10 protein-coding genes and 1 other RNA gene are annotated in these 12,277 nt (G+C 54.7%); 8 read left to right on the top strand and 3 right to left on the bottom strand.

Annotated elements, in window-relative coordinates:
* Window positions 1-9: 9 nt before the first annotated feature.
* The gene (gene agaV / locus FOY93_RS19605; protein ID WP_023309307.1) at window positions 10-483 is read right to left on the bottom strand and encodes a PTS N-acetylgalactosamine transporter subunit IIB; all 474 of its coding nucleotides are present in this window, start codon (window positions 481-483) and stop codon (window positions 10-12) included.
* A 20-nt stretch (window positions 484-503) separates the two neighbouring features.
* Complete coding sequence (kbaZ, locus tag FOY93_RS19600; protein ID WP_172621925.1) at window positions 504-1,799, bottom strand: tagatose-bisphosphate aldolase subunit KbaZ; 1,296 nt, start codon at window positions 1,797-1,799, stop codon at window positions 504-506.
* Between the two features lie 251 nt (window positions 1,800-2,050).
* On the opposite strand from kbaZ, the gene FOY93_RS19595 reads away from it, so the two are divergent.
* Window positions 2,051-2,854, top strand: coding sequence for a DeoR family transcriptional regulator (locus FOY93_RS19595; protein ID WP_133295187.1), 804 nt, complete (start codon window positions 2,051-2,053; stop codon window positions 2,852-2,854).
* A gap of 72 nt (window positions 2,855-2,926) precedes the next feature.
* On the opposite strand, the gene garD is transcribed toward FOY93_RS19595, so the two are convergent.
* Complete coding sequence (gene garD / locus FOY93_RS19590) at window positions 2,927-4,498, bottom strand: galactarate dehydratase (protein ID WP_143345577.1); 1,572 nt, start codon at window positions 4,496-4,498, stop codon at window positions 2,927-2,929.
* A gap of 374 nt (window positions 4,499-4,872) precedes the next feature.
* Between garD and garL the strand changes: the two genes are divergently transcribed.
* From garL to tdcD, 7 genes are all read left to right on the top strand, one after another.
* Window positions 4,873-5,643, top strand: a complete 771-nt coding sequence (gene garL / locus FOY93_RS19585; protein WP_136195043.1) for a 2-dehydro-3-deoxyglucarate aldolase — start codon at window positions 4,873-4,875, stop codon at window positions 5,641-5,643.
* Window positions 5,644-5,664: 21 nt separating this feature from the next.
* Window positions 5,665-6,555 carry a 2-hydroxy-3-oxopropionate reductase gene (gene garR, locus FOY93_RS19580; RefSeq protein ID WP_136195044.1) on the top strand — a complete coding sequence of 297 codons (891 nt, stop codon included), beginning with the start codon at window positions 5,665-5,667 and terminating at the stop codon, window positions 6,553-6,555.
* 59 nt (window positions 6,556-6,614) lie between these two features.
* Window positions 6,615-6,991: RNase P RNA component class A (rnpB, locus tag FOY93_RS19575), an RNA gene on the top strand.
* A 687-nt stretch (window positions 6,992-7,678) separates the two neighbouring features.
* Entirely contained in the window at window positions 7,679-8,599 is a 921-nt protein-coding gene (gene tdcA / locus FOY93_RS19570; protein ID WP_008501504.1) for a transcriptional regulator TdcA, read from the top strand.
* A 101-nt stretch (window positions 8,600-8,700) separates the two neighbouring features.
* Window positions 8,701-9,690 (top strand): bifunctional threonine ammonia-lyase/L-serine ammonia-lyase TdcB, encoded by a 990-nt coding sequence (gene tdcB / locus FOY93_RS19565; protein WP_133295183.1) that lies wholly within the window; start codon window positions 8,701-8,703, stop codon window positions 9,688-9,690.
* A 9-nt stretch (window positions 9,691-9,699) separates the two neighbouring features.
* On the top strand, window positions 9,700-11,031 hold the full coding sequence (tdcC, locus tag FOY93_RS19560) for a threonine/serine transporter TdcC (RefSeq protein WP_143345576.1): 1,332 nt from the start codon (window positions 9,700-9,702) through the stop codon (window positions 11,029-11,031).
* A gap of 30 nt (window positions 11,032-11,061) precedes the next feature.
* The gene (gene tdcD, locus FOY93_RS19555) at window positions 11,062-12,270 is read left to right on the top strand and encodes a propionate kinase (RefSeq protein ID WP_143345746.1); all 1,209 of its coding nucleotides are present in this window, start codon (window positions 11,062-11,064) and stop codon (window positions 12,268-12,270) included.
* The last annotated feature ends 7 nt before the right edge of the window (window positions 12,271-12,277 follow it).

Below are 12,277 nucleotides of genomic sequence, written 5' to 3'. Positions count from 1 at the left end.
GTGAATCCCTCAGAGCAGTTTAAAGAGATCCAAAGCAGTTTCTGTTGGAACGCCCTGAACGAAGCATTCCACACCGGCCGCTTTCAGGCCGTTGAACGCGTCAATATCGTTCGCGTCGACAGAGACCGTTTTGGCAATTTGTTGTTTGCCACTGGCGTAGTGCATGTTTCCGACGTTGATACGGGTGATGGGCACGCCGCCCTCGACCAGCTTCAGAAAATCGGCGGGTGATTTGCAGACCAGCAGGATTTTCTGGCGGTCAGCGGCGCGGTGAATGTTGTCGATCACCTTTTGCAGCGACCAGAAGCGCACGGCGATCCCTTCTGCGAGCACCATTTCCATCAGGTTCTGTTGAACCGGATCCTCAGCGACCTCATCGTTAGCGACCAGCACCAGGTTTGCCCCCGCAAACCCCACCCACTGCACGCCCACCTGACCGTGGATCAGGCGTTCGTCGATGCGGCATAAAACAATGTTTGGCATAGCGTTTTCCTCTTTTTTAATTATGCGTTTTGAGTCGTTACGCCTTCGCAGGCGGCGTGGTACTGCTGGAGTATGTCCTGAATGTGGTCGATGATGAGTTCCCGTGGCGTTGACTTGAGAGCGCCCTCGCGAACTTTGCTGTACTGCAGCGGCAGGTACTGGCTGATCAGCGGCAGAGGAACAGGCTCGTCTGCCAGGTTACGCACCAGCCGTGCAAAGGCGTCGTCAATTTGGCTGTCCGGCCAGTAGTAGCGCACGCGGTCTGAGTAGCTGTAGCCGCGCGCCAGGCGACGCGCGTTGCCGTCACCGTGGTAATGGCTTTGCCAGTATTCCGGACGGTCGAGCATGACGTTTTCCAGCACGTGACGCAGGCCGGAGCTGGCTTTTGCCGGCAGCAGCTCCTCTTCAATGGCGGCCAGCGAAAACAGCGCCTCGCGCAGGGCGAAGGTCAGGGCGGGGCCAACTTTCAGAATGGCAAAGTGATCGTTAACCAGCTGGCGCAGCGCCTGCGGCGTCTGGTAGTCGGTGGAGTGCGCTTCAAACACCAGCGTGTCGTAGGCTTCAACCATTTTGCTCAGGGCAACGGCCTTCTGCGGCTGATAGTCGCAGACGTGCGCGTGGTCGAACTCCACGCCAGGCTGGACCACCAGGCCAATAATGCGCGGCCAGATGTCGCTTAAGCCTTCCTTTTCGAACGCGTGGCGGTGCGCTTCAAGCGTGGCGCGGGCCGCGTCCGGCGTGGTGACGGCAAGTTCGGTGAGCGTCTCGTGCGCGCCACCGGGAACCGGCACTTCCGTGCCGATAACGTAGACCAGATCGGATTCACCAAACTGCTCGCGACAGGTCGCTTCGGCAATATTCGCCAGGCGTGCGGCGCGTCCGGCGACGATCGCGTCGGTCAGGGGAACCGGGTCGTCCTCGCAGGACATGCTGCAGTCCAGGTGGATCTTTTTGAATCCGGCGGAAACATAGCTTTTGATCAGATCGTCGGCATTTGCCATCGCCTGTTCCGCAGGGAGATTTTGCCAGCGGTTAGGGCCCAGATGATCGCCGCCGAGTATCAGCTGTGATGTCGGAAAACCGAGCGACTCGGCCAGCCGGCAGACAAACGCGTGAAAATCCGCAGGCGTCATGCCGGTATAGCCGCCAAATTGATCCACCTGGTTGGAGGTCGCCTCGATCAGCAGCGGCGTCTGATGCGAATGCGCGTAACGAATTGCAGCTTCAAGTACCAGCGGATGTGCGGAGCAGACGGCATAGATCCCGTTCGAATTCCCTCGTTTATGTTGTTCCACCATTTCTGTCAGATGTTTCACTTTCCTCTCCATTTCGGATGGCAATGATACTTGTCTTTCGTTTTGTTTCATTTAATCCTGCATCATGGTGATATAAAAATAAAACGAAAGATAATAGTTTTCCGATCTGTTTCACAAAAGAAACATAATGAAAGGTTTCAGCGCAGTGTTGGCTTGCGTCTGTACGTAAGGCGGGACTTGCATTCCCGAAAAAGAAAGGCCTTAATAGGCAAAACGAAATGAAACGAAAGGCTATTTATTAAGGAGCTCGTATGAGCAGCACCGATTCATCCGCGGAAAAGCGCATCACCGGCACCAGTGAAAGGCGAGAGCAGATCATTCAGCGGTTGCGGGCGCAGGGAAGCGTGCAGGTTAACGATCTGTCTCATCTGTACGGCGTATCGACGGTGACGATCCGCAACGACCTGGCGTTTCTGGAGAAGCAGGGTATTGCCGTTCGCGCTTACGGCGGGGCTTTGATTTGCGAAGGCAATGTACCGGGCGCTGAGCCTTCCGTGGAGGATAAAAGCTCGCTGAATACGGCGGTGAAGCGCAGTATCGCGCAGGCCGCTGCCGCGCTGGTCAAACCCGGGCACCGTATTATTCTGGACTCCGGCACCACGACGTATGAAATCGCCCGCATGCTGCGCCAGCACACGGACGTGATTGCGATGACCAACGGGATGAACGTGGCGAATGCGTTGCTGGAAGCGGAAGGGGTGGAATTGCTGATGACCGGCGGGCACCTGCGCCGTCAGTCGCAATCCTTCTACGGTGACCAGGCAGAACAGTCGCTACAGAATTACCATTTTGACCTGCTGTTCCTCGGCGTTGACGCCATCGATCTCGACCGCGGCGTAAGTACGCATAACGAAGACGAAGCCCGCCTTAACCGCAAAATGTGCGAGGTGGCGGAGCGTATTATCGTTGTCACGGACTCCAGCAAATTTAACCGCTCAAGTCTGCATAAAATCATTGATACGCAAAGGATTGATATGATTATTGTCGATGAAGGCATTCCGGCGGAGAGTCTGGAAGGGCTCCGAAAAAGCGGGATTGAGGTGGTGCTGGTTTAAGGGGCCTTCCCCTCTTCCTAACCCTCTCCCCATAGGGGAGAGGGGACCGTTCGGTGCGGTTGGGAATATGAATCACGTCACCGGTGCCGGGTTGAACACCGCCAGCTGATTATGTAATCCCCATTGATCCGAGAAGGTTTTCTTCCGCCCGCTGGCGACATCCAGAATGAAGTGGAACAGTTTCCAGCCCACGTCCTCAATGCTCTCTTCCCCGGTGGCGATAGTGCCCGCGTTGATATCCATTAAGTCATACCAGCGGTTTGCCAGCTCGGTGCGTGTCGCCATCTTGATCACCGGTACCGCCATCAGGCCGTACGGCGTGCCGCGCCCGGTGGTAAAGACCTGCACCGTAATGCCGGACGCGACCTGCTGCGTGCCGCAAACGAAATCGCTGGCCGGCGTTGCCGCGTAAATCAGGCCGCGTTTCGTCGGGCGCTGGCCCGGAGAGAGCACTTCCACAATCGCGCTCTGCCCGGATTTGGCAATCGAACCAAGGGCTTTTTCCACCACGTTTGCCAGGCCGCCTTTCTTGTTGCCTGGAGACGGGTTGGCGCTGCGGTCGGTTTTGCCCATATCGAGATAGTTATCGTACCAGGCCATCTCCTCAAGCAGTCGCTTGCCGACCTCTTTATTAACGGCGCGCGGCGTCAGCAGATGGATGGCGTCACGCACTTCGGTCACCTCGGAGAACATCACCGTGGCGCCGCAGCGAACAAGCAGATCGGATGCAAAGCCCACCGCCGGATTGGCCGTCACGCCGGAGAAGGCATCGCTGCCGCCGCACTGGGTGCCCACAACCAGCTCCGACGCCGGGCACGTTTCGCGCTGGCGGCGGTTGAGCTTGTCCAGATGGCGTTCTGCTACCTGCAAAATATCGTCGACCATTGAGCGGAAACCCACGTGGCGTTCGTCCTGCAGGCGCACGATGCTGGCCTCGTCTGCCGGGATGGCTTTGACATCCTCGGTCCCCTGCAGCAGGCGTTCTGGCTGCAATTTTTCACAGCCGAGGCCAATGACCATCACCTCGCCGCCAAAGTTGGGGTTCAGGGCGATATTGTGGATGGTACGGATAGGCACTACGGCAGCGGGGGCGTTAATCGCCACGCCGCAGCCGTAGAGGTGGTTCAGGCCAACCACGCCGTCGACGTTCGGGTATTTCGGCAGCAGATCGCGTTCGATGATTTTCACCACGTAATCCACTACGCCCGCCACGCAGTGCACGCTGGTGGTAATGCCGAGCAGATTCTTGGTGCCGACGCTGCCGTCCGCGTTGCGGTAGCCTTCAAAGGTATAGCCTTCCAGCGGAGGAAGCGGTTCCGGCACGCGGGTTGCCAGGGGCAGCGTATTCAGCGGCGGCGCTTCCGGAAGCGCCACCAGCGACTCCTCAACCCAGCTACCCTGAGGTATAGATCGAACGGCATAGCCGATGACTTCACCGTAACGTACGATTTCGCTGTTAGCAGGAATATCCGCCAGGGCGACTTTATGTCCCTGCGGAACATGCTCAATCAGTTCCAGCCCGTCCGGAAAGCGGGTTCCCGCTTTTAAGCCATTGTCGTTGACGATAATCGCCACGTTATCGGCGTCGTGCACTTTTATATAAAACGCCGTCGGCGGTGCCTGTCGAATTTCAATGTCGGCCATTGTTCAGTATTCTCCAGCAAAAAGTCTGATAATAAATTCAGCCATTTTTCTAATGGTAGAAATAAATACGCGGCTTTCAGAAATAAAGCATGTCAGTAGAATGAATAGCAAAATGTGATCCCGATCGCTTCAGAACCCGTAATCCTTGATTCTGTGCATTAGCGCCCAGTGCTTTGTGCATATGCAAAAATTTTTATCAAAATATACCGTAATACCTGAGCATTAAAACAATGTGCGGTCGCGGATTGCGCCTTATACTGAATGACGTTTTTATCACGCCAGAATACGGCAGAATAATAAATATCATGCTGGCGCGGTGTCTGAATAAATAAAATGATGCTGAAAAAGGCTGCGGAATTAAAAAGGTAAATACGATGAGTAACGATATCTTCCCGAATAAATTTAAAGCGGCCCTCGCGGCACACCAGATTCAGATTGGCTGCTGGTCCGCGCTGGCAAATCCTATCAGCACCGAAGTGCTGGGCCTGGCTGGTTTCGACTGGCTGGTGCTGGACGGCGAACATGCGCCGAACGATATCAGCACCTTTATTCCGCAACTGATGGCGCTTAAAGGCAGCCACAGCGCCCCTGTAGTGCGTGTCCCCACCAACGAGCCGGTGATTATCAAGCGCCTGCTGGATATCGGCTTCTATAACTTCCTGATTCCGTTTGTGGAGACGGAAGAACAAGCGGCACTGGCCGTAGCCTCTACGCGCTATCCGCCAGAAGGGATCCGCGGCGTTTCCATTTCGCATCGCGCCAATATGTTTGGCACCGTGCCGGACTACTTCGCGCAGTCCAACAGCAACATCACCATTCTGGTTCAGATTGAGAGCCAGCAGGGCGTTGATAACGTCGATGCGATTGCAGGCACCAATGGCGTGGACGGTATCTTCGTTGGCCCAAGCGATCTGGCTGCCGCCTTTGGCCATCTGGGTAATGCCAGCCACCCTGACGTGCAGCGCGCGATCCAGCACATTTTTGCCCGCGCTAAAGCACACGGCAAACCGTGCGGCATTCTGGCACCGGTTGAGGCTGACGCCCGTCGCTATCTGGAGTGGGGAGCCACGTTTGTTGCCGTCGGCAGCGACCTCGGCGTATTCCGCTCGGCCACGCAGAAATTAGCGGACGCTTTTAAAAAATAACCATCATTGAGGAAACAGATTATGACGCTGAAAGTGGGTTTTATTGGCCTGGGGATCATGGGTAAACCAATGAGTAAGAACCTCATCAAAGCAGGTTACTCGCTGGTGGTCTCCGATCATAATCCACAGGCCGTGGCTGAGGTGATAGCGGCTGGCGCAGAAACAGCCACCACCGCGAAAGCCATTGCCGAGCAGTGCGATGTCATCATCACCATGCTGCCTAACTCCCCGCATGTAAAAGAGGTCGCGCTGGGTGAAAACGGCATTATCGAGGGCGCGAAGCCTGGCCTGGTGCTGATCGATATGAGCTCTATCGCACCGCTTGCAAGCCGTGAAATCAGCGAGGCGCTAAAGGCAAAGGGTGTCGATATGCTGGATGCGCCGGTCAGCGGCGGTGAGCCGAAAGCGATCGACGGCACGTTGTCGGTGATGGTCGGCGGTGATAAAGCCGTTTTCGATAGATACTACGACCTGATGAAAGCGATGGCGGGCTCCGTGGTACACACCGGAGAGATTGGGGCGGGTAACGTGACCAAGCTGGCAAACCAGGTGATTGTGGCACTCAACATTGCCGCCATGTCTGAAGCGCTGACGCTGGCAACCAAAGCGGGCGTCAATCCGGACCTGGTCTACCAGGCTATTCGCGGCGGTCTGGCGGGTAGCACCGTGCTGGATGCCAAAGCGCCGATGGTCATGGAGCGTAATTTCAAACCCGGTTTCCGCATCGACCTGCATATCAAAGATCTGGCGAACGCGCTGGATACGTCACACGGCGTGGGCGCACAGCTGCCGCTGACCGCAGCGGTCATGGAGATGATGCAGGCGCTGCGTGCCGATGGCCTGGGCACGGCAGATCACAGCGCGATTGCATGCTATTACGAAAAACTGGCGAAGGTGGAAGTGGCGCGTTAATCACGGCTTTCCCATACCTGAGGGTGACAGCGGCGTGCAAACCCTCTATACTGCGCGCCGAAGCTGACCAGACAGTCGCCGCTTCGTCGTCGTCCCTTTCGGGGGAGACGGGCGGAGGGGAGGAAAGTCCGGGCTCCATAGGGCAGGGTGCCAGGTAACGCCTGGGGGGGAAACCCACGACCAGTGCAACAGAGAGCAAACCGCCGATGGCCCGCGCAAGCGGGATCAGGTAAGGGTGAAAGGGTGCGGTAAGAGCGCACCGCGCGGCTGGTAACAGTCCGTGGCACGGTAAACTCCACCCGGAGCAAGGCCAAATAGGGGTTCACATGGTACGGCCCGTACTGAACCCGGGTAGGCTGCTTGAGCCAGTGAGCGATTGCTGGCCTAGATGAATGACTGTCCACGACAGAACCCGGCTTATCGGTCAGTTTCACTTCTTAAAAAACCCCGCTTCGGCGGGGTTTTTGCTTTCTGAATGTTGCTGGTCGGGTAAGCGCTGCGCCGCCCGGCAACCGAACAAACGACATCAATTCTCATATTTGCGACATTAAGCACATTTCACTGTTTTTGCTCCTTCAGTATCGTTCCTGCATCTGTTGACGATCGTCATCACAAAATTTCACGCTAAAAAACAGAAGATTTACAGTATTGGTAATTTGTTAATATTGTTATCTTAATGATCGCAAAATTTTTCTTGTTTGATATGCATATATTGAAATTAAATACATTTATCCCGTGAATATGTGACGTATTCCACTCTTTTCCGCAAGCCTGAAAATTCGCGTTAGAAAAAATTGATAAATTGAAAGAATGTTTCAAACAAATAGCGGTTATTTATTGTCCTTTAATTGCCTGAAATATCGTCTTTATTGATTTTTTCCGGACGGTAAAATTTATCCGGGTTATCGCCATAAAATTAATTTATTACCGCTATTTTTATTGATCAATGTCAGCGTAGTGGCATATTTATATCGTTATATGTTAATGAAGTATAACGATTTTATTTTGTTTTTGGTGTGTGGGATAAAGGGCCGGGAAAGCAAATTGTGAGTAACAGCACATACCCCTTTAAACATTATTGAGTAGAATTCACCCCGTCATAGGGAAATAAGCGCAGAATATTATGAACACTATTATTCTACCGAAAACACAGCACCTCGTGGTATTTCAGGAAGTCATTAAAAGTGGCTCCATAGGTTCTGCAGCAAGGCAGCTGGGCCTGACGCAACCTGCAGTCAGCAAAATCATCAGCGATATTGAGTCCTACTTCGGCGTGGAAGTGATGGTGCGTAAAAACACAGGCGTAAAACTCACTGCCGCGGGCCAGGTTCTGCTCTCGTACTCAGAGTCGATCACCCGCGAAATGAAAAACATGGTGAGTGAAATTAACAGCCTGAGCTTCAGCACCGTTATGGACGTCTCCTTTGGCTACCCGTCGCTGATCGGCTTTACCTTCCTGTCTGAGATGATCAAAAAATTCAAGGAAGTGTTCCCGAAAGCACGCGTCTCGATGTATGAAGCCCAGCTCTCCTCTTTCCTCCCGGCCATTCGCGACGGTCGTCTGGATTTCGCTATCGGCACCCTGAGCGATGAAATGTTGCTACAGGATCTGCATGTCGAACCGCTGTTTGAGTCCGAATTTGTGCTGGTCGCCAGTAAAACGCGAACGTGCACCGGCCCGACGACACTGGCATCGCTCACGCACGAGCAGTGGGTGATGCCGCAAACCGATATGGGCTACTACAAAGAACTTCTGACCACCCTGCAAGACAACCACATCAGCATCGAAAACATCGTCCAGACCGATTCGGTCGTCACCATTTATAACCTTGTCCTGAATGCCGATTATCTGACGGTGATTCCCCGCGACATGATTGCGCCATTCGGTTCCGACCAGTTTATTGTGCTGCCCGTGGAAGATGAATTACCCGTGGCGCGTTATGCCGCCGTGTGGTCTAAAAATTACAGGATTAAGAAATCGGCGTCAGTATTAGTTGAGCTGGCAAAACAGTATTCGTCGATGAATATCGAAAGACGACGATGAATAATTAGTATCTATTTTAAAACACCCAGCGCGTTAACGTGTTAACGCGCTGACACCCTGACTTTGCCTGAAAAAGAATGAATTATTATAACGAGGATATTATGCATATTACCTACGATCTCCCTGTAACTATTGAAGATATTCAGGACGCCAGAAAACGACTGGCAGGAAAAATATATAAAACCGGTATGCCGCGCTCGAATTATCTCAGCGAACGCTGTAAGGGCGAAATATTCCTGAAGTTCGAGAACATGCAGCGTACCGGCTCGTTTAAGATCCGCGGCGCGTTTAACAAATTAAGCTCACTGACCGACGCTGAAAAACGTAAAGGCGTTGTCGCCTGCTCCGCGGGGAACCACGCGCAGGGGGTGTCTCTCTCCTGCGCCATGCTTGGCATCGACGGCAAAGTGGTGATGCCGATGGGGGCGCCGAAGTCTAAAGTGGCCGCGACGCGCGACTACTCGGCGGAAGTCGTGCTGCACGGCGAGAACTTCAACGACACCATCGCCAAAGTCAGCGAAATCGTCGAGATGGAAGGGCGTATTTTTATTCCCCCTTACGACGATGCAAAAGTCATCGCCGGGCAGGGCACCATCGGTCTGGAAATTCTTGAAGATTTATATGACGTGGATAACGTCATTGTGCCTATCGGCGGCGGTGGACTCATTGCCGGGATTGCAACGGCAATTAAATCCATCAATCCCACCATTAATATCATCGGCGTACAGTCTGAAAACGTGCACGGAATGGCGGCCTCCTGGCATGCCGGAGAAATAACCAACCATCGCGTTACCGGCACGTTAGCCGACGGCTGCGATGTCTCTCGCCCGGGGAAATTAACCTTTGAGATCGTTCGTGAACTGGTCGATGACATTGTGCTGGTGAGCGAAGACAACATTCGCGACAGCATGATCGCGCTTATTCAGCGAAATAAAGTGGTGACGGAAGGTGCCGGCGCGCTGGCCTGTGCCGCGTTATTAAGCGGCAAGCTTGATCACTATATTCAGGGTCGTAAAACCGTCTGCATTATTTCCGGCGGCAATATCGATCTCTCCCGTGTTTCCCAAATTACCGGCTTCGTTGACGCATAAAGGTGACCTATGAGCAACACAGAAAGCATTATCGTTGGCCAGACAAAAACGTCCTCCTGGCGTAAGTCTGATACCACCTGGACGCTTGGCCTGTTTGGTACCGCCATTGGCGCAGGCGTGCTGTTCTTCCCCATCCGCGCGGGCTTTGGCGGATTAATCCCTATCCTGCTGATGCTGGTTCTCGCGTTCCCGATAGCGTTTTACTGTCACCGCGCGCTGGCGCGCCTCTGCCTGTCCGGCAGCAATGTCTCCGGCAACATCACCGAAACGGTAGAAGAGCATTTCGGTAAAACCGGTGGGGTGGTGATCACGTTCCTCTACTTCTTCGCCATTTGCCCGCTACTGTGGATTTACGGTGTCACCATTACCAACACCTTTATGACCTTCTGGGAAAACCAGCTCCAGCTGCCTGCGTTGAACCGCGGCGTGGTGGCGCTGTTCCTGCTGCTGATGATGGCCTTTGTTATCTGGTTTGGTAAAGACCTGATGGTGAAGGTAATGAGCTTCCTGGTGTTCCCGTTTATTGCCAGCCTGGTGCTGATTTCCCTGTCGCTGATCCCTTACTGGAACTCGGCGGTGATTGACCAGGTCAACCTGAGTGATATCGCCTTCACCGGCCATGACGGCATTCTGGTCACCGTGTGGCTGGGTATCTCCATCATGGTCTTCTCCTTCAACTTCTCGCCTATCGTCTCCTCTTTCGTGGTCTCCAAGCGCGAAGAGTACGAGCCTGATTTCGGAAAAGAGTTCACCGAGCAGAAATGTTCCAAAATCATCGGTCGCGCCAGCCTGTTGATGGTGGCCGTGGTGATGTTCTTCGCCTTTAGCTGCCTGTTTACGCTCTCTCCGCAGAACATGGCTGACGCCAAGGCACAGAACATTCCGGTGCTCTCTTACCTGGCGAACCACTTTGCGTCAATGTCCGGAACAAAATCGACGTTCGCGACGGTGCTGGAATACGGTGCCTCCATCATCGCGCTGGTTGCTATCTTCAAATCCTTCTTCGGGCACTATCTGGGCACGCTGGAAGGTCTGAATGGTCTGATACTCAAGTTCGGCTACAAGGGCGACAAGAAGAAAGTCTCTGTTGGCAAACTGAACACCATCAGCATGGTGTTCATCATGGGCTCCACCTGGGTTGTGGCCTACGCCAACCCGAACATTCTCGACCTTATTGAAGCCATGGGCGCACCAATCATCGCCTCTCTGCTGTGCCTGCTGCCGATGTATGCCATCCGCAAGGCACCGGCGCTGGCGAAATACAAAGGGCGTACCGAGAACGTCTTCGTTACCGCGGTCGGCCTGCTGACCATTCTGAATATCGTTTACAAACTGTTCTAACCCATTGCTCAGGAAGAGCGGAGTCACATGATGATTGAGTTTCCGGTTGTACTGGTTATTAACTGCGGATCGTCCTCTGTTAAGTTTTCGGTGCTCGATGCCAGCAGCTGCGATGCCCTGATGACGGGCATCGCAGACGGGATCAACACCGAGAAGGCCTTTATTTCCGTGAACGGGGGTGCGCCGGCCAGACTGGCTCACCAGGACTACGAAGGGGCGCTGGCTGCCATCGCCCTGGAGCTGGAGAAGCGTAACCTGATGAGCAGCGTGGCCTTAATTGGCCATCGCATTGCTCACGGGGGCAATCTCTTCAGCGAGTCGACCCTGATCACGGAAGAGGTGATTGAGCAGATCCGCCAGGTCTCACCGCTGGCGCCGCTGCATAACTACGCCAACCTGAGAGGCGTGGAAGCTGCACAACATCTGTTCCCGGGCGTGCAGCAGGTAGCGGTATTTGATACCAGCTTCCACCAGACGCTGCCGCCTCAGGCGTATCTGTACGGATTGCCGTATCGTTATTTTGAAGCGCTGGGCGTGCGCCGCTACGGCTTCCACGGCACCTCTCACCGCTACGTGGCCGCGCAGGCGCATACGCTTCTCGGGCTGTCCCCCGATGACAGCGGCCTGGTGATTGCCCATCTCGGCAACGGAGCCTCCATCTGCGCGGTGCGCAACGGCGAAAGCGTCGACACCTCGATGGGGATGACGCCGCTGGAAGGGCTGGTAATGGGGACGCGCTGCGGCGATGTGGACTTCGGCGCGATGGCGTGGATTGCCCAGCAGACCGGCCAGTCGTTCGAGGATCTGGAGCGCGTGGTCAATAAAGAGTCGGGATTGCTTGGGATCTCCGGCATCTCCTCCGATTTACGCGCGCTGGAGAAAGCCTGGCACGAAGGCAATGAGCGGGCGCAGCTGGCTATCCATACCTTTGTTCACCGCATTGCGCGACATATCGCCGGGCACGCGGCGTCGCTGCACCGCCTGGATGGTGTGGTCTTTACCGGCGGCATTGGCGAAAACTCAACGCTGATTCGCGCGCTGGTGGTGGAACATCTGAAAGTCTTCGGCATCAACCTCGACGACGCTAAAAATGCCCTGCCGGGCAGCGCGGGTGAGCGCGTGATCTCCACCGAATCGTCCCGCGTGGCCTGCGCGGTTATCCCTACCAACGAAGAAAAAATGATCGCGCTGGACGCCCTCCGTCTTGGGAAGGTTACCCCGGCCGCGGCTTACGCCTGATAAAGCG

Source organism: Enterobacter sp. 18A13, assembly GCF_007035975.1.
GTDB lineage: Bacteria > Pseudomonadota > Gammaproteobacteria > Enterobacterales > Enterobacteriaceae > Enterobacter > Enterobacter vonholyi.
Note: the sequence above shows the minus strand (reverse complement) of the source record. Positions and strands in the feature narration are given on the sequence as shown.